General features: G+C 71.9%; 23 protein-coding genes. 13 read left to right on the top strand and 10 right to left on the bottom strand.

Annotated features, from left to right (window positions below; all coding sequences use genetic code 11):
• The first annotated feature begins 173 nt into the window (after positions 1–173).
• Together pdxH and ACFXMF_RS19880 are read left to right on the top strand one after the other, a co-directional pair.
• Positions 174–872 (top strand): pyridoxamine 5'-phosphate oxidase, encoded by a 699-nt coding sequence (gene pdxH / locus ACFXMF_RS19885; RefSeq protein ID WP_360316316.1) that lies wholly within the window; start codon positions 174–176, stop codon positions 870–872.
• Between the two features lie 586 nt (positions 873–1,458).
• Positions 1,459–2,715: an MFS transporter gene (locus ACFXMF_RS19880; protein ID WP_379992847.1), complete on the top strand. Its 1,257-nt coding sequence runs from the start codon at positions 1,459–1,461 to the stop codon at positions 2,713–2,715.
• 70 nt (positions 2,716–2,785) lie between these two features.
• On the opposite strand, the gene ACFXMF_RS19875 is transcribed toward ACFXMF_RS19880, so the two are convergent.
• The 3 genes from ACFXMF_RS19875 to ACFXMF_RS19865 form a co-directional block, all read right to left on the bottom strand.
• A complete protein-coding gene (locus tag ACFXMF_RS19875; protein ID WP_360324153.1) occupies positions 2,786–3,625 on the bottom strand; it encodes a hypothetical protein in 840 nt (279 codons plus the stop codon).
• Positions 3,626–3,633: 8 nt separating this feature from the next.
• Positions 3,634–4,380: an SIS domain-containing protein gene (locus ACFXMF_RS19870; RefSeq protein WP_360324155.1), complete on the bottom strand. Its 747-nt coding sequence runs from the start codon at positions 4,378–4,380 to the stop codon at positions 3,634–3,636.
• Positions 4,381–4,456: 76 nt separating this feature from the next.
• Entirely contained in the window at positions 4,457–5,800 is a 1,344-nt protein-coding gene (locus ACFXMF_RS19865; protein WP_360324157.1) for a deoxyribodipyrimidine photo-lyase, read from the bottom strand.
• A 254-nt stretch (positions 5,801–6,054) separates the two neighbouring features.
• Here ACFXMF_RS19865 and ACFXMF_RS19860 point away from each other — a divergent pair, with 254 nt between their 5' ends.
• Positions 6,055–6,744: an iron dependent repressor, metal binding and dimerization domain protein gene (locus tag ACFXMF_RS19860; RefSeq protein ID WP_360324159.1), complete on the top strand. Its 690-nt coding sequence runs from the start codon at positions 6,055–6,057 to the stop codon at positions 6,742–6,744.
• A 176-nt stretch (positions 6,745–6,920) separates the two neighbouring features.
• On the opposite strand, the gene ACFXMF_RS19855 is transcribed toward ACFXMF_RS19860, so the two are convergent.
• On the bottom strand, positions 6,921–7,577 hold the full coding sequence (locus tag ACFXMF_RS19855) for a bifunctional DNA primase/polymerase (RefSeq protein WP_360324161.1): 657 nt from the start codon (positions 7,575–7,577) through the stop codon (positions 6,921–6,923).
• Positions 7,578–8,020: 443 nt separating this feature from the next.
• On the opposite strand from ACFXMF_RS19855, the gene ACFXMF_RS19850 reads away from it, so the two are divergent.
• From ACFXMF_RS19850 to purU, 6 genes are all read left to right on the top strand, one after another.
• Complete coding sequence (locus ACFXMF_RS19850) at positions 8,021–9,397, top strand: transcriptional regulator (RefSeq protein ID WP_360324163.1); 1,377 nt, start codon at positions 8,021–8,023, stop codon at positions 9,395–9,397.
• Between the two features lie 275 nt (positions 9,398–9,672).
• Positions 9,673–11,022, top strand: a complete 1,350-nt coding sequence (locus ACFXMF_RS19845; protein WP_360324164.1) for a hypothetical protein — start codon at positions 9,673–9,675, stop codon at positions 11,020–11,022.
• Positions 11,023–11,143: 121 nt separating this feature from the next.
• Positions 11,144–12,268 (top strand): uroporphyrinogen-III synthase, encoded by a 1,125-nt coding sequence (locus tag ACFXMF_RS19840; protein ID WP_360324165.1) that lies wholly within the window; start codon positions 11,144–11,146, stop codon positions 12,266–12,268.
• Positions 12,269–12,387: 119 nt separating this feature from the next.
• Positions 12,388–13,242: a hypothetical protein gene (locus ACFXMF_RS19835; protein ID WP_379990486.1), complete on the top strand. Its 855-nt coding sequence runs from the start codon at positions 12,388–12,390 to the stop codon at positions 13,240–13,242.
• Between the two features lie 187 nt (positions 13,243–13,429).
• The gene (locus ACFXMF_RS19830) at positions 13,430–13,867 is read left to right on the top strand and encodes a hypothetical protein (RefSeq protein WP_360324190.1); all 438 of its coding nucleotides are present in this window, start codon (positions 13,430–13,432) and stop codon (positions 13,865–13,867) included.
• 147 nt (positions 13,868–14,014) lie between these two features.
• Positions 14,015–14,911 (top strand): formyltetrahydrofolate deformylase, encoded by an 897-nt coding sequence (gene purU, locus ACFXMF_RS19825; RefSeq protein WP_360324169.1) that lies wholly within the window; start codon positions 14,015–14,017, stop codon positions 14,909–14,911.
• Positions 14,912–14,930: 19 nt separating this feature from the next.
• Here the strand turns inward: purU and ACFXMF_RS19820 are convergent, their stop codons facing one another.
• Positions 14,931–15,149, bottom strand: a complete 219-nt coding sequence (locus ACFXMF_RS19820; protein ID WP_360324170.1) for a hypothetical protein — start codon at positions 15,147–15,149, stop codon at positions 14,931–14,933.
• Between the two features lie 431 nt (positions 15,150–15,580).
• Between ACFXMF_RS19820 and ACFXMF_RS19815 the strand changes: the two genes are divergently transcribed.
• Entirely contained in the window at positions 15,581–16,774 is a 1,194-nt protein-coding gene (locus tag ACFXMF_RS19815) for an RtcB family protein (protein WP_379990484.1), read from the top strand.
• A gap of 98 nt (positions 16,775–16,872) precedes the next feature.
• Here ACFXMF_RS19815 and ACFXMF_RS19810 read toward each other — a convergent pair whose 3' ends face one another.
• Genes ACFXMF_RS19810 through ACFXMF_RS19800 form a run of 3 tightly spaced genes read right to left on the bottom strand, consistent with a single transcriptional unit; the run spans position 16,873 to position 18,798 of the window.
• Positions 16,873–17,418 carry an anthrone oxygenase family protein gene (locus tag ACFXMF_RS19810; RefSeq protein ID WP_360324174.1) on the bottom strand — a complete coding sequence of 182 codons (546 nt, stop codon included), beginning with the start codon at positions 17,416–17,418 and terminating at the stop codon, positions 16,873–16,875.
• A 43-nt stretch (positions 17,419–17,461) separates the two neighbouring features.
• On the bottom strand, positions 17,462–17,941 hold the full coding sequence (locus tag ACFXMF_RS19805) for a DUF1772 domain-containing protein (RefSeq protein ID WP_379990483.1): 480 nt from the start codon (positions 17,939–17,941) through the stop codon (positions 17,462–17,464).
• 2 nt (positions 17,942–17,943) lie between these two features.
• Positions 17,944–18,798 carry an NAD(P)H-binding protein gene (locus tag ACFXMF_RS19800; RefSeq protein ID WP_379990482.1) on the bottom strand — a complete coding sequence of 285 codons (855 nt, stop codon included), beginning with the start codon at positions 18,796–18,798 and terminating at the stop codon, positions 17,944–17,946.
• 80 nt (positions 18,799–18,878) lie between these two features.
• Here ACFXMF_RS19800 and ACFXMF_RS19795 point away from each other — a divergent pair, with 80 nt between their 5' ends.
• Positions 18,879–19,868: an AraC family transcriptional regulator gene (locus ACFXMF_RS19795; protein ID WP_360324180.1), complete on the top strand. Its 990-nt coding sequence runs from the start codon at positions 18,879–18,881 to the stop codon at positions 19,866–19,868.
• A gap of 200 nt (positions 19,869–20,068) precedes the next feature.
• Positions 20,069–20,617, top strand: coding sequence for a GNAT family N-acetyltransferase (locus ACFXMF_RS19790; protein ID WP_360324182.1), 549 nt, complete (start codon positions 20,069–20,071; stop codon positions 20,615–20,617).
• Between the two features lie 3 nt (positions 20,618–20,620).
• Here ACFXMF_RS19790 and ACFXMF_RS19785 read toward each other — a convergent pair whose 3' ends face one another.
• Positions 20,621–21,454, bottom strand: a complete 834-nt coding sequence (locus ACFXMF_RS19785; RefSeq protein WP_360324184.1) for a carboxymuconolactone decarboxylase family protein — start codon at positions 21,452–21,454, stop codon at positions 20,621–20,623.
• Positions 21,455–21,803: 349 nt separating this feature from the next.
• On the opposite strand from ACFXMF_RS19785, the gene ACFXMF_RS19780 reads away from it, so the two are divergent.
• On the top strand, positions 21,804–22,829 hold the full coding sequence (locus ACFXMF_RS19780) for a hypothetical protein (RefSeq protein WP_360324186.1): 1,026 nt from the start codon (positions 21,804–21,806) through the stop codon (positions 22,827–22,829).
• 28 nt (positions 22,830–22,857) lie between these two features.
• On the opposite strand, the gene ACFXMF_RS19775 is transcribed toward ACFXMF_RS19780, so the two are convergent.
• Entirely contained in the window at positions 22,858–23,472 is a 615-nt protein-coding gene (locus ACFXMF_RS19775) for a DUF2797 domain-containing protein (protein WP_360324188.1), read from the bottom strand.
• Positions 23,473–23,924 lie beyond the last annotated feature (452 nt).

The raw sequence follows: 23,924 nt of genomic DNA, 5'->3' as shown, positions 1-23,924 counted from the left end.
GCTCGGTCCGGGCAAGGCCGGGATGGTGCCTCGCCTGAAGGTATGGGCCGATCGAAGTCCGTCGGTCAGGATATCTCTCGATATCGAGACGACCTACGCCGGAACACGCCGGACCGAGTGAGGTCCGGCACAAACCGCCGGGTTCGGTCGCCCCGATTGTCACCCGCTCGGGGGTGACCGTGCCGGCGACGGGCGCCGAGTGGTACTCGTTGTCCGTGGAGTTCACCGAGCTTGCCGCCATGCGCCGGCAGTACCGAGGCGAAGGCATCGACGTCGGCGCGTTGCCGCCGACCCCCTTCCCGTTGTTCACCGCGTGGCTGGCCGAGGTGGCCGCGGCCGAGTTGCCCGAGCCGAACGCGATGGTGGTCGCGACCGCGACGCCGGACGGCCGGCCGAGCACGCGCACGGTGCTGCTCAAGGAGTTCGACGAGCACGGCTTCGTCTTCTATACGAACTACGGCTCGCGCAAGGGCGGCGAACTGGCCGCGAACCCGGCGGTGAGCCTGCTCTTCCCGTGGCACGCGCTCGCCCGCCAGGTGATCGTGAGCGGCTCCGCCGAACGGGTGTCGCGCGAGGTCACCGCCGAGTACTTCCGCTCCCGGCCGCGCGGCTCGCGGATCGGGGCCTGGGCCAGCGAGCAGTCCCGGGTGGTGTCCGGGCGCGAACAGTTGGAGAAGCGCTACGCCGAGGCCGAGGCCGGCTTCGCGGGCATCGACGACATCCCGCCGCCGGAGTTCTGGGGCGGTTTCCGGGTCCGCCCGGACGAGGTGGAGTTCTGGCAGGGCCGCGAAAACCGAATGCACGACCGCCTGCGCTACCTACGCCGGGGCCCCGAGGGCACCCCATGGCAGGTCGAACGCCTGAGCCCGTAAGCACAAGCCCCCACAGACAGCCGCACCCCCAGGTGCGTCAGCGCCCCCGACTCGGGCTCACCCTGGTGATCGACGCGCGCAGCGCGGAGAGCGGCGGAGCCGCAAAACGTTGACTTCGTGGCCCGGAGCGAAGCGCAGGGACACGAAGTCACGAGCGAGGGGCCACTTTTTGCGGAGGAGCGTCAGCGGGGGAGCAAAAAGTGCTGCCTCGCGAGCCGGCGCCGAAGGCGCCCAAAAAACAGCGACCCGCAGGTCGCTTCTCCGTCCACCTCGGTGAGGTGGAACGAAGGCCGGGGGACGATCCCGGCGACCTGCGGGTCGGGTGTCTGCCTGGTGTTGCCGGCCGCCTGCCTGCGTCCGTCGCGGTGCACTCACGACGGGGCCTGCCGAGCCGGAAAACCGGAGTGGCGGCTAGCGGGCAGCCACCTCACGCGTCCGAATGCTATGCAACTTCAGACCACCTCCTCTCCCGTGTGCCAGTGAGGTTAGATCTGCCCCGCAGGCGGGTGCAACGCATTTACGGGGTGCCTGATCCCACATCGAAATCAGGAATAGATGCAGGGCACATTGGGATTGGATAGCGCGGGTGCCCCTTGCCTCGAAGCGCCTCGCCAAGGCCGTCCTCGCGGACCTGACCCCCCTGCGCGAGTTCCCCGACTTTCGTCGTCTGTGGTTCGGCCACTCGGTCTCCTCGCTGGGGCAGCAGATGACCTCGGTCGCGGTGGCGATCCAGGTGTACGCACTGACCGACTCCAACTTCGCGGTCGGGCTGGTGGGGCTGTGCTCGGTGGTGCCGCTGATCGTGTTCGGGCTGCTCGGCGGCGCGATCGCGGACAGCGTGGATCGCCGCGTGGTCGGCCTGGTGACCGCGGTCGGGCTCGCCGCGGTGTCGATCGTGCTGGCCGTACAGGCGTTCCTCGATCTCGGCCAGGTGGGGCTGTTGTACGCGGCGGTGGCGGTGCAGTCCGCGTTCTTCGCGGTGAACAACCCCGCGCGCACCTCGATGCTCCCCAAGCTGTTGCCCGTCGACCGGCTGCCCGCCGCCAACGCGCTGAACTCGATAGCCATGGCGCTGGCGATGACGGTCGGGCCGATGCTCGGCGGCCTGGTGATCGGCCTGTGGAGCTTCCAGGCCGCGTACCTGATCGACGCGATCGCCTTCACCGCGGCGCTGTACGCGATGTGGCGGCTGCCGTCGATGCCGCCCGCCCGGGCGGCGGGCGGGCCCAGACGGGCCTCCGTGCTGGAGGGGCTGCGCTTCCTGCGGAGCAGGCCCAACATCCGGATGACCTTCCTGACCGACATCGTCGCGATGGTGTTCGGCATGCCCCGCGCGCTGTTCCCGGCGATGGCGGCGACGCTGTACGGCGGCGGGGCCACCACGGTCGGCCTGCTGGTCGCGGCGCCCGCGGTGGGCTCGCTCGCGGGCGGGCTGTTCTCCGGCTGGCTGGGCCGGGTGCAGCGGCAGGGGCGGGCGGTGGTGCTCGCGGTGATCGCGTGGGGGACCTGCGTCGCGGTGTTCGGGCTGGGCGGCCCGCTGTGGCTCGGCCTGATCCTGCTGGCCCTCGCGGGCTGCGCGGACACCATCAGCATGGTTTTTCGCAACACCATCATGCAGGTGGCGACCCCGGACGAGATGCGGGGGCGGCTGGCCGGCGTGTTCATCGTGGTGGTCGCCGGCGGGCCCCGGCTCGGCGACTTCGAGGCCGGGTCGGTGGCCGCGCTGAGCACCGAGCGGATCTCCGTGGTCAGCGGCGGACTGGCCTGCGTGCTCCTGGCGATCGTGTTGTCGTTGCGGTGGCGCGGCTTCTGGCGCTACGACGCCCGCGACCCGCAGCCGTAGTCGACGGGGTCGGCGGACGGCCCGCCGGCCGAACGGGGCTCGACCCGTCCGGCCGACCGGTGGGCAGGGGTCAGGTGCGCGGCGCGATCCACACCTGCTCGGCGTGCGCGGCCACCCGGCCCTCGGCGTCGTAGAGCGTCGTCGCGGTGTACAGCTTGCGGCCGTCCCGGCCCAGTCGGCGGCCGAGCACGACGCAGGGCTCGTTCGGATAGGGCAGCGCGTACACGTACGCGGTCATCCGGCCGAGCAACACGGCGGTGTCCCGGTCCATCCCGGTCCAGCCGCCGGGGCAGTCCAGCGCGGCCCAGACGAACTCGGGGGCGATCTGCTCGGTGCCGGGCGCGACCAGCGAGGCGTGCGGGGTCCATACGCACGCGTTGGTGTCCGGCCGGTCCGCGAGCAGGCCCGGGAACAACCGCAGGCCGTCGCCCTCGGCCCGCCCGGTGCCGCACACGAAGCACTCCGTGTAGGGGTTCCACGCCGCGAACCCGGCGAAGGACCGGCTCGCCTCGCTCGCCTCGGCCGGGGTCACCGGGTCGATCGGCGCGGGCAGCGGCAACTCGGCGTCGACCGGCACCGCCTCGGCGATCGGCCCGTCGTCCTGATGCAGCGTCAGCACACCCGTCCCGGCGTCGCGGGTGAGCGCCAGCGCCCGGTCCAGCGGCACCGCGCGGCGCAGCGTCACGGTCACCCCGGAGGCCGGCCCGCCGCCGGCGCGGCCGGCCAGCAGGCCGGCCAGGTAGCCGCCGTTGCCGATGCCCGGCGGCCCGTTGAACCGCCCAGGGACCACGATCGCGGCCGAGCGCGGGTCGGGCACGCCGACCGCCTCGGCCGACGCCGGGTCGGCTGCCTGTTCGGACGCCTGCGCGGCCTGCCGGTCCGAAGAGTGGGACCGTGCGTTGGGATGCACTGCCGGGTTCACCTCAGATAGAAGATCCGGTCCGCGTGTTCGGCCAGCAACCGCTCGTTCCACGCGGCTCCGCCCTCGACGTTCGCGGACATGAACACCGGGGGTTCGATCCCCCGGGAGACCAGGTGGCCGATCACACCGACCATGAGTGTCTGCAATACCGCCGAACACACCACGCCCGAGGTCGGGCCGATCCGCTGCGGCACGCCGGTCGCCTCCAGCGCGGCGTCGCCCGGCGGGATGGCGGTGTCCAGCACGACGTCGCAATTGTCCAGGACTCGCGTACCCGAGGGGTGCCGGGGGGATTCGGCCTCGCTGGCCACGATCGAGGTGACACCGATCACCAGCGCGCCGCGCTCGCGGGCCCGACGGGCCATCTCCACGGGCAGCCCGTTGCGGCCGGACAGCGAGATCACCACGAGCACGTCGCCTTTGCGCACCCCCGCGCCGTCCAGCACCGGGCCGGCCAACTCGGCGAGCTTCTCCACCGCGGTGCTGACCGTGATCGGGCGCACCGAGAGTTCGTTGCCGGGGGCGATCAGCGGGTTGGCCAGGATCAGGCCGCCCGCACGGTAGATCACGTCCTGGGCGGCGAGCGCGGAGTGGCCGCCGCCGAACACGAACAACCGGCCGCCGTCCGCCAGCGCCTGGGCGACCCGGTCCGCGGCCCGGTCCACGGTGGGCAGTTCTTCGTCGCGCAGCCGTTCCAGCAGTGCGATCGCCGCGTCGAGGTAGCGCGCACCCAGCTCGACCATTGCCCGGTCCTCCCGTTTCTTCGGTGCGTGCGGAGCTTCGTATACGGATCCGCCGTGCGTACGCGGATCCGGCACCTTACCGCCGGATCGCCTCGTAGCGGTCGAGTGCGACGCGTCTTTCCTCGGCGTGCTCGACGATCGGGTCGGGGTAGCCCGGAACGCCGATCTTCCACGGCTCGTGCACCGCCCGGCCCGCGATGGCGCGCAGCTCGGGCACGTAGCGCCGGACGTAGTCCCCGTCGGGGTCGAACCTGCGTCCCTGGGTGATCGGATTGAAGATCCGAAACCACGGCGACGCGTCGGTGCCGCAGCCCGCGGTCCACTGCCAGCCGTGACTGTTGGCGGCCGGGTCGCCGTCCACCAGGTGCCGCATGAAGTGCGCCGCGCCGCGCGTCCACTCCTGGTGCAGGTCCTTGACCAGGAAGGACGCGACGACCATTCGGACCCGGTTGTGCATCCAGCCCTCGGCGAGCAACTGCCGCATCCCGGCGTCCACGAACGGGAAGCCGGTCCGCCCCGCGCGCCATGCGTCGAAGTGCGCGTCGGCGTCCGGTCCGGTGTCGTATCGCATGTCCGCCATGTCGCGGTTCAGATACTCCCGGGCGGTCTCCGGGTGATGCCACAACACGTCGCCGTAGAACTCGCGCCAGGCCAGTTCGGCGCGGAAGGTCTCGTCGACGCGGCCGGTCAGCAGTGTGCGTGGATGGATCTCGCCGAATTTCAGGTGCACCGACAACCGCGAGGTGCCGGCCAGGTCGGCCCGGTCGCGCAGCTCGCGATAACGAGCCAGGCCGTGCGCGCGGAAGGCGTCCCACCTCGCGCGGGCGACCCGCTCGCCCGCCTCGGGCAGCGCCACCCCCGCGGGCGCCGGCGCGGCGGGCGGCTCGACCGAGTCGGCGTCCGCCCAGGCCAGGTCGGTCGGGCGCGGCAGCGGGTCGGGCCGGCCGTGCTCGAGCCAGGCGCGCAGAAACGGGGTGAACACCCGGTACGGCGTCCCGTCGGCCTTGCGCACCCGCCCCGGAGCCACCGCGTACGGCGAGCCGGTCGCCCGGAACGGCACGTCCAGCGCCGCCGCCACGGCCGCGTCGCGGGTGCGCCCGTAGGGCCCGAAGTCGGCCGAGACGTGCACCTCCTCGGCGCCGACCTCGCGCACCAGCGCGGGCACTTCGCGAACCGGGTCGCCCATGCGGAGCACCAGCCGCCCGCCGAGTTCGCGCAGATCCGCGTCCAGGGCGCGCAGCGAGTCGACCAGGTGGGCCCGGCGCGCGGGCCCGGAGGCGTCCCACAACACCGGGTCGAACACGAAGACCGGCAACACCCGGGCGGGCTCGCCGGTGCCGGTACCGGGAAAACCGGTGCCGGCCGCGGCGTGCAGCGCCGGGTGATCGCTCAGTCGCAGATCCCGCCGGAACCACAACACGTGTACACGATCGAGGGATCCCGATGTACCCGAGACCTTTCGGGATGGCATTGGCATACCGGAACGTTATGACCGTAAGCACTCGACAACGCGGGCCCACACGGGCAGGGCACACGTACGGATGACGCGGCGGCACGTGTCGGACGGCGCGGGCGGGGCCAGCCGAGCGGACCCGAGCGGCCGGACGTCCGCATCGGCGGTCCGGGTGCGTCAGAATTGGACGGCAGGACCACCCAAGAACGGAGCCGCTGGTCGTGAGTGGACTCATCGACACCACGGAGATGTACCTCCGGACGATTTTCGAGCTGGAGGAGGAGGGCGTGGTCCCGCTGCGGGCGCGGATCGCGGAACGGCTCGAGCAGAGCGGGCCGACCGTGAGCCAGACCGTGGCACGAATGGAGCGGGACGGGTTGTTGACGGTCGAGGGCGACCGTCATCTGGAACTGACGCCCGAGGGGCGGGGAATCGCGACGCGGGTCATGCGCAAGCACCGGCTCGCCGAGTGCCTGCTCGTGGACGTCATCGGATTGCCCTGGGAGCAGGTGCACGCCGAGGCGTGCCGTTGGGAGCACGTGATCAGTGAGCAGGTGGAACGCCGCCTGCTCGAACTGCTGCGCTACCCCAAGGAATCGCCGTACGGCAACCCGATCCCGGGCCTGGAGGAGCTGGACCAGGAACTGCACGCCGACTCCTTCAAGGAAGGCGGACTGGTCACGCTGCTCGAGTCGGCGGGGCCGGACGGCAAGAACGTCGTGGTGCGGCGGCTCGGCGAGCCGTTGCAGACCGACGCCCAGCTCATGTACACGTTGCGCCGGGCCGGGATTCGTCCCGGGGCGGTCGTGAGTGTGCACGAATCCGCGGGTGGCGTGATGGCGGGCAGCGGCGGCGAAGCCGCGGAGTTGTCGCCGGAGGTCGCGTCGCACGTGTTCGTGGCCGCGCGCTAGTTGCGCGGGGCGCGCGGGCTTTGGGCCCTCGGTACCGAGATGGTTCGGTTTCGAGGGCCCTTTCGTCGTGTCCGGGTTCTTTCGGCCCCACCCGCTACCCGTGCCGGTGGAACGGCTGCGGGATCACGACGGCGGGGCGGCCCGACGGGGCGGCCCGGTCGTCACGACGGTGCTCGTCACCTGGCCTCGGCCATGGACCGGCCGCAGGCGTAGGCGATCGGGCTGACCAGTTCGCGGGCCTCGGGGAGCCAGCGGTTGAGTTCGGTGGGTTCGCGGGCCCACGAGGCGCTGCCGGAGCCGCTCATCCGGGACGGCGGCGCCACCACCCAGTCGCCCTCGCCCTTGGGGATCAGGTCGATCGTGCCGGCGGCCCAGCCGATCCGGCGCAACATCTCGCCCATCTTGTCCCGGGCACCGGGCAATACGAGGAACTGCAGGCGTCGGGTCGGCGTCGCGATCACCGGCCCCAGGGGCAGGCCCATCCGCTCCAGCCGGGCCAGCGCGAGGCAACCGGCCTGCTCCGGGACGTCGATCACGTCGAAGCCGCGGCCGGTGGGCAGCAGGATCGCCGCGTCCGGATGCTCGCCCCACCAGCGCCGGATCAACGCCGGCGAGCCGGCCGCCTGGATCGCCCAGTCGCGCAGGATCGGGTGTGCGCCGGGGGTGGCGCACCCGCGATGGGCGCAGCTACAACGACGTCCCACGCTGTTCTCGACCACCGAGGCACCGGGAACCACATCCCAGTGCCGATCCTCGGCGTAGCGGACTGCGGTCTCTACAAGCGTGTCGCGGGCGAGTTGCCGGGCCCCCAGGGTGTCTTCCACGTGCTGCACAACTGCACCGCCCCGCGATGGTTACGGCCGGCCGGCCCCCCGCTCGCGGCCACCCGCGCGGCGCGTCCCCGACCGCGCCGGGCGGCGCGCCCCCGCCCGCGCCCCGGGCAGGCGAAACCGGGTGATCAGGGGTGATGGGATCATCGGTCGCCATCCGGCGCAAGGGGGGCGCATGGGTGCAGAGCCGGGGGCGCAATCAAGGGTGCCCTATCCGCTGCGCTATACGGGTCACTACGCTCCGTACGCGGATCACATTTCGTATGACTGCCGGGCAACATCGGCAATTCCGGCCGACTCGGGCCTCGGCACGTGGACGACGTCCGCTGGACACACATCACGGACTCAGCAGGCATCCGGACGCGGACCCGACGGGAGCACACGATCCCCGTCGCGCCGATCCCGCATGTCGACAGCCCGCACCAACGGTCGGGGAGGGAACGCCGATGGCCGCGCGAACGCAGGCGACGAGGCAGCCCAACGAGAGGCTGACGGCACTGATCCAGGAGGCCGGCTGCTCCAATGCCGGGCTCGCCCGCCGGGTCAACATGTGCGGGGCCGAGCACGGCATGGATCTGCGCTACGACAAGACCTCGGTGGCCCGATGGCTGCGCGGTCAACAGCCGCGCGGCGCGGTGCCGAACCTGATCGCCGAGGCGATAGGCCGCAAGCTCGGCCGGCCGGTCACCGTCGAGGAGATCGGCATGGCGGACGGTCGCTCACTGGCGACCAACGTCGGTCTCCAGTTCGCCGCGACCCCGGCGGCCACCGTCGAGGTGGTCACCGAGTTGTGGCGCAGCGACGTCAACCGACGGGACTTCCTGCTCAACTCCTCGGTCGCCGTCGCCGCGCTGGTGGCCCCCAGCCGGGACTGGCTGATCACCGAACCGGACGCGCAGGTGGCCCGGATCGGCGGGCCGCGGGTGGGCGTCTCCGACATCGAGGCGGTCTGCGCGACCACGGAGATGTTGTCCGCGCTGGACCACCGGTTCGGCGCCGGGCACATCCGCCCGGTCGTGGTGCACTACCTGGGCAGCGTGGTCAGCCAACTGCTCAACGGGACCTATTCCGACGAGACGGGCCGCGCGCTGTTCGCCGCGGTGGCCCGACTCACCGAGCTGGCCGGGTACATGGCCGTGGACACCGGCCAGCCGGGTCTCGCCCAGCGCTACTACATCCAGGCCCTGCGGCTGACCCAGGCGGCGGGCGACCGGGCCTACGGCGGCTACGTGCTGGCCGCCGGAATGAGCCACCTCGCGGGCAGCCTGGGCAACCCGCGCGAGATCACCCAACTCGCCCGCGCCGCACAGGAGGGCGCCAAGCACGAGGCCACGCCGACCACCCAGGCGATGTTCCACGCCGCCGAGGCACGCGGGCACGCGCTGCTCGGCGACGGGCGCGCGTGCGAGGCGTCGCTGTCCCGGGCCCAGTCCGCGATGGACGTCGCGGTCCCGGACGAGGATCCGTCCTGGATAGGGCATTTCTCCCAGGCGTATCTCGCCGACGAGTTCGCGCACTGCTACCGCGACCTGGACCGGCCCCGACAGGCCGAGGCGGCGGCCCGCGCGGCCCTGGACGGACACGCGGACACACGGGTGCGCCGGCGTGCGGTCGACACCCTCCTGCTCGCCACCGCACACCTGCAGCAGAACCGGCTCGACGAGGCGTGCGCGGTCGGCTCCGAGGCGCTGGACCTGGTGGGCCGGCTGCACTCGGCGCGCGGCATGGAGTACCTCAAGGACTTCCAGCGCCGGCTGGAGCCGTACCGGGACGAGCACCTGGTCCGCGAATTCGCCGAAGCCGTGCACGCGGTGCCGGTCTAGGCGCTGTCCACCGGGGCCCGGACCCACTCCGGCGGCGTAGGTCCGACAAGATCCGCCGGAGCGGGCCCGGGCCCCGCTCGGGCCGCCGACCTGTGGCGCGGCCCGTGCCGCGACCCCGGGCCGACGGCCCGGCGGCGCCGATGCGAGGAGCGCCGCTGTTCGTCGCTCGAACGTCTGAGTTACCGTCGGGCGGACGGATTACCGGCCGCCGGACGATCCGGACGGTCGTGCGACCGCCGGGAGCGACGGCCACGGGCGACGAACGGGTGGATGGCATGGGATCGGCTGGATCGGGCGGACGGGGCCCCAATGGCGAGCAGCCGGGGCCCTCGCCCTTCGGCCCGCTCGAACTCCCGCGCGACGAGACCGAGGTGCTGCCGAGGTTCGAGGACTACGCGGACCAGGGACCCCCGCAGGACTACGGAACACCCCGACAACATTCCGGGCAGCAGCAATATCCGGCGCAGCAACAGCCCTACGGCGCACCGCAGCCGCCCCACGACCCGCGCACGCCGTACCCGCCGACCGGACCGGTCGATCCGTCCGGCGCGACCCGGCTCGGCCCGTTGCCCGCGTTCGCGCCGCCCGCCGGGCCGGGACAGATGCCGCCGCGCCCCGCGCACGCGCCGCCGGGTGCCGCCGCGCCGATGGGCGCCCCGCCGGTCGGGCCGGACCTGTTCCGACCGAGCCCCACCCCCGCCGCCGGGCCGGCCGACGCCACCCAGGTGTTCCCGGCCGGTCTGTTCCGGGACGATGTCGGCGCGTCGCCGGCCGGACCGGGGTCGACGGGCGCGCCGGGACAGCCGATGCCCGCCGCCTACTCGACGCAGCCCGCGCCGCCCGGCCACTCGGCGCCGCCCGCCGGGTATGCCGCGCCGCAGCCCTACTCCCCGCACTACGCGCCCCCGGCCGGCCCGCCGCACGGCCCGGGCCCCGGCGACCACGCCGACCCCGGCCCGGCCGGCCGCCCCCGGACCCCGCTGATAGCCGCCGGGGTCGGCGCGCTCGTGGTGGTCGCCGCGATCGGCGTGTTCGCCAGCGGCGCGTTCGGCGACGACGACAAGAGCGACAGCGCCGACAAGGGCGCCGCCACCACCGCGTCCGCCACGCCGCAGGACTCCGGCGCCGCCGCCCCGCCCAAGACCAGCGCACCGCCCGCCAAGAGCGACGACGGCTCCGCCGCCCAGGCGACCGCCGTCGACCGACTGCTCCAGGACGGCGCCGGCTCCCGACAGACGGTGTCCCGCGCCGTACAGCAGATCCAAAAGTGCGAGGACCCCGCGGCCGGCGCGCAAGCGCTGACCGAGGCCGCGAAACAACGCGACCAGCAGATCGCCGGCCTGGCCAAACTGTCCACCGACAAGCTCGGCGGCGGCGCCGAACTGGTCGCCGGACTGCGCGACGCGTGGAGCGCCTCCGCCGAGTCGGACCGCGAACTCGCGGCCTGGGGCGACGAGATGGCGCACGGCGGCTGCCGGGACCACCGCGCCGAATACACCGACCACAAGCGCGCCGCCGACCGGGCGGGCGGCCGGGCCACCACCGCCAAGAACAAGGTGGTCGGACTCTGGAACCCGATCGCCTCCGCCAACAACCTCAAGAAGCGCAGCGCCGGCGACTTCTGACCCGCGTGCGACCACCGCCGGACCGTCCCCGGGCCACCGATGCGCCGACCCGACCCGGGAGCTAACTCCCGCGTGACCGTCCGGCAACAGCGCCGTAACACACGTCGGCGAGTCTCACCCCATGGAGACAGGCACGGGGGCCGAACCGCTGATCGGGTTCACCATCGGCGTCACCGCGGCCCGCCGCCGCGAGGAACTCGTCGCGCTGCTCCGGGATCTGGGCGCCAAGGTGGTCGACGCGCCGACCGTGCGGATCGTGTCGCCGGCCGACGACCCGATCCTGCGCCGGGCCACCGACCGTGCCCTGGAACGCCGACTCGACTACGTGGTGGCCACCACCGGGGTGGGCTGGCGCGCCTGGTTCGCCGCCGCCGAGGGCTGGGGGCGCGCCGCCCGGCTGACCGCCGCGTGCCGGGCCGCCGTACTGGTCTGCCGCGGCCCCAAGGCCGCCACCGCGGTGCGCGCGGCCGGCCTGCGGGAGGTGTACGCGCCCGGTTCCGACACCGGCGACGAGGTGCTGGCCTGGCTGCTCGCGCGCGACCTGCGCGGGCGGCGGATCGCGATCCAGGAACACGGCGCGCCGTCGGAGGGCTTCGCCGACGCGCTGCGCGGGCGCGGCGCCGACGTGCTGGAGATCCCGGTCTACCGCTGGGGTCCACCGGAAGACCCGGGCGCGGTCCGCCGACTGGTCGAGCAGACCGTGCGCCGCGAACTGCACGCGCTGACCTTCACCAGCGCGCCCGCGATCGGCGCGTTCCTGGAGACCGCCGAGGAACACGGCCGGGCGGGCGAGGTGTTGACCGCGCTGCGCGCCGACGTACTGCCGGTGTGCATCGGGCCGGTGTGCGCCCGGCCGCTGGCCGAGCAGGGCGTCGAGTCGGTGTGGCCCGAGCGTGGCCGGCTCGGGTCGCTGGTGCGCACGATCGCCGAGGCACTGCCCGCCCGGGCCCGCCGCGAACTGCACACCGGCGGCCGGCGCCTGATGCTCCAGGGCAACGCGCTGCTGGTGGACGGTCGGACCATCTGGCTGCCGCCGGTGCCGGGCGCGGTGTTGCGCGCGCTCGCCGAGAAGCCGGGCTGGGTGCTCAGCCGGGCCGAACTGCTGCGTCGGGTGTGGGCCGACACGCACACCGACGAACACGCCGTGGAGGCGGCGGTGGCCCGACTGCGCACGGCGCTGGGCCCGTACGCCGGCCTGGTCCGCACGGTCACCAAACGCGGCTACCGACTGGCCGTGGACCCCTGAGTCGATGGCCGAGGCCGGGCGCGCAAAGCGGTATATTTCCAGCGCCCGCCACCCCCCGCCTGGTAGGAGCCGAGGGCCAACCCGCACCATGGCTGGGTGACAGGGGGTGAACACGAACCTTGATACGCATACGGAAGCGCACACGACTGTCGGTGGTCGTGCTGTTCGCCACGACCATCGCCGGTGTCGCCGCGTGTTCCGGATCCTCGGACACCGGCCGGATCGCCGACACGGTGACCAGCGCCGGGCCGAGTGCGGCGCGATTGTCCTCGACGGGCTCCAAGCCGATCACGGCGGACCGCCCGAGCGGCAGCGTGCCGCCGGTGGTCCCGCCCGCCGCCGCCGGTGACACCGCCGAATCGGGTGCCTACGGGAGCGAGCTGCTGACCCACCTGCGGACCACCCCGCACGGGGGCCACGTGACCAGGGTCCGAGTGGCCAGCTCGTACAAGGTCTACAAGGTCACGCTCGAAACCGACCTGGTGCGCGGCGACGGCTCGAACGTGCAGGCCGAGGAGATCGTTCGGGACCGGGCGGGCAAGCTGCTCACCGAGACCGCGCAGTGGGCCGAGGACCACCCGGCGCTGTGGGTCGGCGGGGTGGAGATCCTCGACTCGGACCGCGACGCGATCGACTTCCGGCTCGGCGCCGAGCGGGACGACCGCAAGGCGGCCGCGGACGACTACGGCGCGGCGATGCTGGCCGCGCTGCACACCGCCCCGGAGGGGACCCGGCTGCAGCAGGTGCGGCTCACCCTGGACCACAAGGGCAAGTACGAGATCGCGATCGACACCGACCTGTCCTCGCACCTGCCGGGGGACTACACGACGGAGGCCGCGCAGGCGTTCAACACCGCGGCCCGGATCGTGCGCGGGGCGCAGAACTGGATCCGCGACCACCCGGGCTTCGAGGTGGCCGCGCTGCGGGTGTACGACGTCGAACGCGGACTGGTCACGATCAAGGTCGTGGACTGAGCGACCCGCTGCCGAGCAGGTGCGCCGGGTGGACCGCCCGGTTGCCGGGATCGGTCCGGTCTGCGGCATGATCGGTGGGAATTCGCGGTGATCGAAAGCATCCCGCCCGAAACCGATCGGGAACGGAACAGGATCGGATCGGCGAAACCGAAGCGGAGACAGGGGAGGAGGCGCCACGATGACACGTATGCGCCAGAGCACCGTTCCGTGGTGGCGTTGGCGGGCCCAGGTCCGTTCCGCGCTGCACATGTTCGGCGACCCGACGTTCCAGCGCGAGTCCTGGCTGGCCGGCCGCCCGGAGTACGGCTCGATCACCGATGCCGTCTATCGCCTCGTCGGCGACTCGTGGCTGGACCGCTGGTCCGCGAGCACCTACGTCGGCTGCCTGGTCGTGGACGCGGACGAGGCCGCGCTGGTGGACGCCGCGGTGCTGGAGATCCTCGCCGTCCTGCACGACATCGGCGAGGACGCACCCGCGCCCGCCTACCTCACCCACCCGCGCTGGCCGCAGGTGGTCGCCGCGTCACGGGCCGCGCACGTCGCACTCGCCGGGACGGACGAGGAGGACCCGGACCTGCCACCCGATTCGCTCGACGTGCTGCGCATCCGCACCGGCGGGCGCTGAGCCCGCGCGGGACGTGGGATCCTGTACGACCGGCGGCTCGGCCCGCTCGACGGCGGCGGATCCACCGCGCGGACGGGCGTCGCAAGGCCGGGTGGCGGAGAACCGAGAGCCGTACCAATGCCGCAGATGGAGAAGAAGGGCGCGTCCATGACCGAGCAGAGCCGGCCTGTCGACGAAACCGGTGCCGGGTCGACCGGCGGCCAGTACGTACTGACGCTGTCCTGCCCGGACAAGCGCGGCATCGTGCACGCGGTCGCCAGCTTCCTGATGATGACCGGCTGCAACATCGTGGACAGCCAGCAGTTCGGCGACCGCGACACCGACCTGTTCTTCATGCGGGTGCACTTCACCGCCGAGCAGGGCGTCGAGCTGGACGCGCTGCGGGCCGGCTTCACCGCGGTCGGCGCGTCCTTCCACATGGACTGGCAGATCCACGACGGGGACGCGCGGATGCGCGTGTTCGTGATGGTCAGCAAGTTCGGCCACTGCCTCAACGACCTGCTCTTCCGCAGCAGCATCGGCGCGCTGCCGATCGAGATCGTGGGTGTGGTGTCCAACCACCGCGACTTCGAGGAGTTGTCCCGCTCGTACGGCGTGCCCTTCCACCACATCCCGGTGACCCGGGACACCAAGGCCGAGGCCGAGGCGCGACTGCTCGCCCTGGTGCGCGAGTACGACGTGGAACTGGTGGTGCTGGCCCGGTACATGCAGGTCCTGTCGAACGACCTGTGCAAGCAGCTCGAAGGCCGTGCGATCAACATCCACCACTCGTTCCTGCCGAGCTTCAAGGGCGCCAAGCCCTACCACCAGGCGCACGCGCGCGGGGTCAAGCTGATCGGCGCGACCGCGCACTACGTCACGGGCGACCTGGACGAGGGCCCGATCATCGAGCAGGAGGTCGAGCGGGTGGACCACGCGGTCACCCCGGCGGGCCTGGTCGCGGTCGGTCGCGACGTCGAGTGCCAGGCGCTCTCGCGAGCGGTCAAGTGGCACTCCGAGCGTCGTGTGCTGCTCAACGGGACCCGCACGGTCGTCTTCACCTGACCCCGGGGTCGTCGCCGGCTCACCGGGCGTTCAGCACGAACGCCACCACGCCGACCAGGGCGGCGGCGGCACCGGCGAGCCGGCCGGCCCGGGTGCCGCGCGGGAACTCGGTGCGCTCCCGGGGGCCGTCGCCGTCGAAGTCGCGGACCACGGGTCGCACCCCGGGCCGATGCCGATCGCGGCCGAACACGACACAGGCTACGGCGGTGATCCACGCGGCTACCCCGACGACGAACATGCCTCGGGAATGTACGCCCGACCCGGTTGGCTGTCACAGCGGCGCGCGAGGTGCGCGCGGGGGCGCCCGCCGGTCGCGCCCCTGCGCCGATCGGGAAAACCCTTTGCGGGGTGGGCGGTTGCCGTGGCTTGATGGGTCTCCAGCCACGACAGGTCCTTCCGTGTGTCCTGTCCTCGTAGGGAGAGGAGCGAGCCGGTGCGGTTCCGTGACAACAGCCGACGCCCCGTCCAGGGTGCCTCGGCCCGCCGCGTGTAACCCCTGCTTCGCTTCCGCTCCGCGGGGCCCGCAGTCGCCAAACCCTGCGGCCCCCGCCACCGGCCGCCCCGTGCCGCACCCGGCTTCACCACCCGGAGTGCGCCGGGACGGCCCACCAAGTCTTCGAGCCGATGTGCTCATGTTTCGTCGTACCCACTCAGGAGAGTGACCCAGTCATGTCGTACACCGAGGTCCCGGGCGCCCGGGTACCCATTCGCATGTGGACCGACCCCGCCGCGGTCGAGAGCCAGGCCATGCAGCAGCTCCGCAACATCACCACCCTGCCCTGGCTGCACGGCCTCGCCGTGATGCCCGACGTGCACTTCGGCCGCGGCGCCACGGTCGGCTCGGTAATCGCCATGCGCGACGCCGTCTGCCCGGCGGCGGTGGGCGTGGACATCGGCTGTGGGATGAGCGCGGTCAAGACCACGCTCACCGCGGCCGACCTGCCCGACGACCTGTCCCGGGTGCGGTCCAAGATCGAGCAGGCCATTCCGGTCGGGATGGGCATGCACGGCGAGGCGGTCGACCCGAGCACGCTGTACGGGCTCGGGTCGACCGGGTGGGCCGAGTTCTGGTCGCGGTTCGACGATGTCGCGGATGCGGTGAAGTTCCGCCGGGATCGGGCGACCAAGCAGATGGGCTCGCTCGGCGGCGGCAACCACTTTGTTGAGCTTTGTGTGGATACGTCCGATTCGGTATGGCTCATGCTGCACTCGGGCTCCCGCAACATCGGCAAGGAACTGGCGGACCACCACATGTCGGTGGCCCGGTCGCTGCCGCACAACCAGGGCATCGTCGACCGCGACCTCGCGGTGTTCGTGAGCGGCACCCCGCAGATGGACGCGTACCGCTCCGACCTGTACTGGGCACAGGAGTACGCGGCGAAGAACCGGGCGATCATGATGGCCCTGTTCCAGGAAGTGATCCGGCGCGAGTTCCGCAAGGCCCGGGTGGGCTTCGAGGAGCCGATCAGTTGCCACCACAACTACGTCTCGGAGGAGACCTACGACGGCGTGGATCTGCTGGTGACCCGCAAGGGCGCGATTCGGGCGGGCAGGGGCGACCTCGGCATCATCCCGGGCTCGATGGGCACGAGGTCGTACATCGTCCGGGGTCTGGGCAACGCGGACGCGTTCAACTCCGCCTCGCACGGTGCCGGTCGCAAGATGAGCCGGAACGCCGCCAAGAAGCGGTTCACGGTCGAGGACCTCGCCAAGCAGACCGAGGGCGTGGAGTGCCGCAAGGACTCGGGTGTCGTGGACGAGATCCCGGGCGCCTACAAGAAGATCGAGCAGGTCATGCGCCAGCAGAAGGACCTGGTCGAGGTCGTCGCCGAACTGCGTCAGGTGGTCTGCGTCAAGGGCTGAGGGTCCGGAGCCGGACCGGTCGAAGTCCCGCCCTCCCCGAGCAACTGCTCGTCGGAGGGCGGGACTTCGGCGTTTCCCGGGGTTGTCCCGGCGGTCGGTCAGGAGGGGTGGGAGGTGCGGGGGAGGAGGCGGGTGGCTCGGGTGAGGGTGGCGAGGGCGGCGGTGGCGGCGAGGGTGCGGGCCGTGTTCCAGGCGATCCAGGCGTTTTCGACGTCGTCGCGGAGCTTGGCGGGGTCGGCGATCTTCGCCGGGTCGCCGGCGTCCCGGAGCTTGTTGTTGAGCGGGATGTTGCCGCCGATGGTGATCAGCATGCCGACGAAGGCGAGGGCCACGCCGGCGATGATCCAGCGGTTCGCTTCGGTGTGGCCGAGTTTGCGGGTCTGCACGATCGAGATCACGCCGAGGATCGGGGCGCCGAAGAAGCACGCGAAGAAGACCGGGTTCTCGATGCGCTTGTTGACCTGCTGGAGGACGTCGATGAAGGTGCGGTCGTCGACGTGCCCCAGGCCCGGCATGATCGCGACGGCGAAGCAGAAGTAGACACCGGCGACCAGGCCCGTGGTGAGCAGGGTGGCGCCGAGCAGTACGGCGGCGGTGCGGGTCGGACGTGCGGTTTCGGGTGCGGTGGTGGACTGCTCGGTCATGCCCGGATCCCCGTTTTCGAGTGGTGTGGGTGGTGTCGCGTCGTCAGCGGGTCAGGGCCACGACGAGGCAGGCGGCGGCCGCGATGCCGGAGAGGGCGCGCACGTGGTTCGCTCTGGTCCAGTCGGCGAGGTAGCCGGCCCACAGGCGTTCCTCGGCGGCGGAGTTCGGCTCGACCTCGGCGAGCGCGTTGTTGCGGGGCACGTGGTAGCCGGCGGTGAGCACGATCGCGCCGATCAGGTAGAGAGCGGCGCCGACGAGCAGGTACACCGCGTACGCCTCGCCCCACGAGACGACCGCCGCGATGCCCAGCCCCACACAGAGCAGCGCGGTGCCGAACAGGCCGGCCATGAAGGGCGCGGTCACGGCCGTGACGTTGATCGAACGCATGGCCGCGGCCCCCTGAGCCGCCGGCAGCCGGCCGAGGCCCGCCATGACGAAGGAGGAGAAGCCGAAGAAGACTCCGCCCATGGTCGCGCAGCCCAGGGCTGCGACAAGCGTCGAGATGAACAGGGGGCCGCTCATGGTCACACCTTCCAGACACCGCGGGCGGCGGCGTCGCGTACGTAGTCGGAGAAGTCGCGGGGTGCCCGGCCGAGCGCGCGCCGCACACCGTCGGAGACGTGTGCGTTGCGTCCGTCGAGAACCTCGCCGAAGAGGAAGGACAACAGGTCGATGACCTCCGCCGGCACCTGGTGCTCGGCCAGGACCGCCGAGTATGCCTCCAACGGGACCTGCACGAACGTGATTTCCCGGCCGGTTGCCCCGGCTATCTCGGCGACCGCGTCGGCGAAGGTGAGCAACCGCGGCCCGGTCACCTCGTAGACCTGGCCGGTGTGCCCGTCCTGGGTGAGCGCGGCGACCGCGACGTCGGCGATGTCGTCCACGTCGATGAAGGGTTCGCCCACCGCGCCGACCGGAAGTGCGACCTCGCCGCTCAGGATCGGGCCGAGGAAATCGCCCTCGTCGAAGTTCTGCGCGAAGAACGAGGCCCGCACGATGGTCCACTCGGCGCCGGACGCCCGCACCCGGGCCTCGGCGTCCTGTGCCTCGGGCTCGCCGCGACCGGACAGCAGCACCAGGTGCCGGACACCGCTCTCGACCGCGAGGTCGGCGAACGCGCCGACCGTGTCCGCGCCACCGGGCGCGGCGATGTCGGGCTGGAAGGAGACGTACACGCTGTCGATGCCGCGCAGCGCCGGGGCCCAGGTGGTGCGGTCCGCCCAGTCGAACGGAACGGCCGCCGACCGGGAGCCGAGCCGCACCGGGCGGCCCAGCGCGGTGAGCTTCTCGGCGATCCGGCGGCCGGTCTTCCCGGTCCCGCCGAGGACCAGCGTGGTGGTGTCGGTGGTGTTCGCGAGGCGTTGTTCGTTCGTCGTCATGGCTCTATTCAAGGCCCTGGCGATGAGACTGAACATCGCTGAAACACCCAATTACATGTTCGATCGTCTAGGATTTACACATGGACGCTCTCGCGAGTCTGCTCAACGGGCCCCGGGCGCAAGGCGCCTTCCTGCTCCGCTCGATGTTGAGCCCGCCGTGGTCCATGCGGATCCACGACGAGGCGCCACTGACCATCGTGTCGATGGTGCGCGGCCATGCCTGGATCGCGCTGGACCGGGGTGAGGCGGTACGACTGACCGCCGGCGACGTGGCGATCGTGCGCGGCCCCGACCACTACCGGATCTCCGACGAGCCCGGCTCGCAGCCGCAGATCGTCATCCATCCCGGCCAGCGCTGTTCGACCCCGGACGGCCGCGACCTGGCCAAGGAGATGGCCCTGGGCGTGCGGAGTTGGGGCAACAGCGCGGACGCCGAGACGATCATGTTGACCGGGACGTACCAGATGGCCGGCGAGGTCAGCCGCTCGCTGCTGGAGGCGCTGCCCACGCTCGCGGTGATCCGCCACAGCGAGGGGGATTCCCCGCTGATCCCGTTGCTGGCCGAGGAGATCGTCAAGGACGGCCCCGGCCAGGACGCGGTCCTGGACCGGCTGTTGGACCTGCTGCTGATCGCGATGTTGCGCACCTGGTTCGCCCGGTCGGGGACGGACGCGCCGGGCTGGTACCGCGGTTACCGCGATCCGGTGATCGGGCACGTGCTGAGCCTGATCTACAACAACCCCGAGCAGCCGTGGACGGTCGCGTCGCTGGCCGCCGAGGCGGGGCTCTCCCGGGCGTCGCTGGCCCGCCGGTTCGCCGAGCTGATCGGCGAACCACCGATGACCTTCCTCACCGGCTGGCGCCTCGCGTTGGCCGCGGATCTGCTGTGCGAACCGACCGCCACGGTCGGCGGGATCGCGGAGAAGGTGGGCTACGGCGACGCGTTCGCGCTCAGCACGGCCTTCAAGCGGGTCCGGGGGATCAGCCCGCGCGAACACCGCACCCGCGCGCTGCGCCGCGAGGGTGTGGGCATCGACGGCTCCCGGCACCTGCTCGCGGACCACGACTGACCGACCGGCCGAACGGGTCTGCGGCTACCGGCGGGCCGCCGGGCGGGCCGAACTCGGCCGCGAGCCGGCCCGTGCGGACGAACCGCGGCCCCGGACGGTCGTACCGAAGCTTCAGTAACCTGGACACCCGAACCAAACCCGAAGCCAATCAGCCCAAATTTCAACCCGATCCGAACCGAATCGATCCGAACGGCATCCGCGTGTCATCTCGCATCACGGTCGTCGAGACCGCCCGGCTGGTTCTGACCCGGCCCCACCCCGAGGACGCGGCGGCGGTGTTCGCCGTGCACGGGGACCCGGAGACCAATCGCTACAACCCGCACGGGCCGATGCGGTCGGCCGAGGAGGGGGTGGCGTTCCTGGACTCGATGATCGAGGACTGGGAGCGGGACGGGATCGGCTACTGCGCGGTCGCGCCGCGTGCGGATCCGGCCGGGGTGTTCGGCTTCGCCGGGACCCAGTTGACCCGGCGGCTGCGGCCGGACGGCATACCGGTGTTCAACCTCTACTATCGCTTCGCCCCGATCGCCTGGGGCCGGGGCCTGGCCCGCGAGGCGGTCGACGTCACCCTCGAACTGGCCCGCCGCACGCTCCCGACGATGCCGATCGTCGCGGTGATCGACGCGGCCAACGTGCCGTCCCTGACCCTGGCCCGCCGGGTCGGTTTCCGGGCGAGCGACGCGTTCGTGGACGTGGAGGGCCGCGACGTCTACATGCTGCCGCAGGCCGACGGGCCGGACGGCTCCTAGCTCTCAGCCCGCCGAGCCGGCCGCGGCCCGTTCGGCGAACACCGTGCGGGCCACGGTGATCCCGTTCAACGCGGCGGGGAAACCCGCGTAGCCGACCATCTGGGTGATCGTCTCGACCACCTCGTCCTCGGTGCCGCCGACGTTGAGCAGGCCGTGAATGTGCACCGCGAGCTGCGGCGCGACCGTACCGAGGGCGGTGCACATCGCGACGGTGACGAGTTCGCGGGTCCGCAGGTCCAGGCCGGTGCGCGAGTACACGTCGCCGAACGCGAACTCCAGCAGGTAGCGGCCCAGATCCGGGGCGATGTCGCGGAGCGAGGCGATGACCTGTTCGCCGACGTGGCCGTCGATCTCGGTGAGCGCGGCCAGGCCCCGGCGGTAGCGGTCGGTGGTGGTCTCGCCGGGCACGCAGGCCCGGCTCGGCGTGGCCTCGGTCGCCGCCGGACGGGTCTCGAAGACCTCCCGAGCCGCGGTCAGCCCGTTGAGTGCGGCCGGGAAGCCGGCGTAGACGCAGACCTGGATCAGGGTCTCCACGATCTCGCGCCGAGTGCAGCCGACGTTGAGCGCGCCGGCCAGGTGGAAGCGGAGCTGCGGCGCCGCGTGACCGATCGCGGCCAGGGCCGCGACGTTGGCCAACTGGCGTTCCCGCAGCGTGAGTCCGGGGCGCGAGTAGATGTCCCCGTAGCCGAACTCGACGGTGTATCGGGCCAGGTCCGGGGCGATGTCGGCGAGGCTTTCGAGCACGGCGGGCCGATCGGTGCCGGAGACCTGTCGCAGTACGGCGAGGCCACGCTCGTAGCGGTTGTCCGAAGTGACGGTGTCGGGTGCGCTGTTCATGACCGGAACCCTAAGAGTTGGAGTGAACTCCAAGTCAAGAACGCACATCCGCCCCGCTCGGCGCGAGGATGCCCGAGGCGGAAAGCATCCGTATCGTGTAATCGACCATTTCCCTCGCCAAACGTGACAAGCACCACGATCGGCCAACTCTGTCGGTGGGCGTCGATATCTTGATCGCGTGTCGGAGAACAGGGGGGACCGGGACGCAGGCGATGGCCGCGACCGGACCGATGGACAGTCGGGTGGTTCGTCGGACGGGGCCGAGGCGAACGATCCGTTCGCCTCTTACGTGTTCGACGAGGATTTCGTCAAGGGCGCGACCCGCACGGAAGGATCCGCACGAGCAAGGATGTTGGCTCGCCAGTGGGCGAACGAGCCGCCGCCGGAGCGCCCTTGGCGGTCCGACCCGCCCAGGACGCGCGGTCGACGGCCTGGGCTCAGGACGGTCCTGCTGACCGTCTCGGTGCTCGCCCTGGTGGCCTTCGCCGCCGCTCCGGACCGGGTGTTCGGCTGGTTCAGCGCGTCCAACACGGCCACCGCGGACGACCCGCTGGTGCAACCGCCGATGACCGGGCTCGCCACCTCCGTACCCTCGGTGGCGGCGCAACGGCAGGACGTGGACCCGAACCGGCCCACCCGAAAGAACCCGTTCGCCGGCTCCCCGGCGCTCAACTACGCGGACAACGAGGCGGGCCTGTCGATGCCCCAGGCCAAGGCGGTGCCCGGGTACTCCGCCGCCGAGGTCGCCGAGGCCCTGGACCTGACCCGCCGGCTGCTGATCGCGGGCAACCTGGACCGCGACGTGCTCGCGGGCGCCCGCCCGGCCGGCTTTCTCGCCCTGTTGGATCCCTCCGACGAACTGGTCGCGCGGATCGACAACGCGATCACCGCGACCCGGTGGGATTCGGGTGACAACCCGAAGGCGTGGGTGACCAGGTTCGACCCCAAGGACGTCGAGCCGGTCGGCTCGGTGGTCAAGGTCAACGGGATCGCCGGCTACGACGTCGACGGGGAGGGCATGCTCACCGTGCACGCCGACTTCTCGTTCGTCTACCCGGTGGCCAAGACCGGCAGCGGATCCGGCGCGAGCGTCACCCGTTCCGTGGTTCGCCGGGTGCTGGAGACCAAGGTCTACCGGGCCCCTCGCTACCGCTCCACCCCACGGGGCCGGATCTCCGTGGCGAAGATCGAGAACGACATCGCGAACAGTTCGTGCACCCGCGAAGACGCCTTCATCCGCCCGGAGTTCCCGGAGGACGGAATTCCTGCGGATGCCCCGACCAAGGCCCCGGCAACGATCGATCCGTACGACCGCAGCAAGCCCATCGACAACACGAGCGCGCCCGGCACCTGCCCGTCGGTGTCCCGGATCTGAGCGGTACCGCGCCCCTCGGGGTGCGCCGCTAGAACAACCCCTCCTGTACCGACCCATCCGGCGCCCGGCCCGTCTCCAGGGGCTTGACGGTGACGCCCTGGGTGCGACCCCGAGCCGGGGTCAACTGCCAGCCGGTGAGCAGCCGTAGATCCACGAACAGCGGACCGCTGTCCGTGGTGATCAGCGCGTCGTGGCCCGCGACGCAGGTCAACTCGCCGTGCAGCAGCGCGTCGTGGGCGAGCCCGGCGACCTGATCCCGGGTCGGCGGCGGCGCCTCGGCGAGACCGTAGAACCGGGTCAGGTCCTGGATGTCGCACGGCGCCGGGGTCAGCGTGTCCGGCAGCAGCGGGGTCAACCGCGCGTGTGCGTCGGCGAGTTCGGTCGGCAGGCCGGGCTCGCGGGTACGCCACCAGGCCGCCGCCTTCGCCTTGTGCGGTATGCGCTCCCGGACCGTGCCGGTGGCCGAACACGCCCGCTCGGTACCGCGGATGGGCACCAGCGGCCCGTGCGCGAGCCAGGTGAACATCGGCGCCCCCTGATCGGCGAGCCGGGCCGCGCGACGCTCGGTGGCGGTCAGCCCGACCTTGACCAGCCCGGGCCCGAACCACGCGAGGTAGAGCGAGAACGGCCGAGGATCATCCATCGCCTGATCCCGCGCGAGCCGCCGCCCGGGATCCGCCAGCGCACACGCCTCACACTGCGACCGCGCGGCCGTCGCCGGCAACTCCGCCCCCGCAGGACACGAAACCCGCCGCCCACCCTTGCGCCGAATCCCGACACACACCCGCGGCCCCACCAACCGCCACCCGGCACTACCCCCCGGCGCAAGCGACTGAAGCGACTCCACGTCCCCCGAATCGCTCAACACCAAATAGGGCCGCCCATCACCCCAACGAACCCCGGTGGCAAGCAACCCACCCCGCTGCGAAGGCACAATCACCCCGCCACGATAAGCGACCCACCCCACCCCACCCCCCACCCCCAGGCGCGTCAGCGCCCCCGACCCAGCCCCACCCCGGTGATCGACGCGCAGCGCGGAGAGCGGCGGAGCCGCAAACTTTTGACTTCGTGGCCCGTAGCGAAGCGAAGGGACAC

Source organism: Embleya sp. NPDC059213 (assembly GCF_042754445.1).
Lineage (GTDB): Bacteria > Actinomycetota > Actinomycetes > Streptomycetales > Streptomycetaceae > Embleya.
The sequence above is the reverse complement of the archived record's forward strand: the minus strand, read 5'-3'. Positions and strand labels throughout refer to the sequence as shown.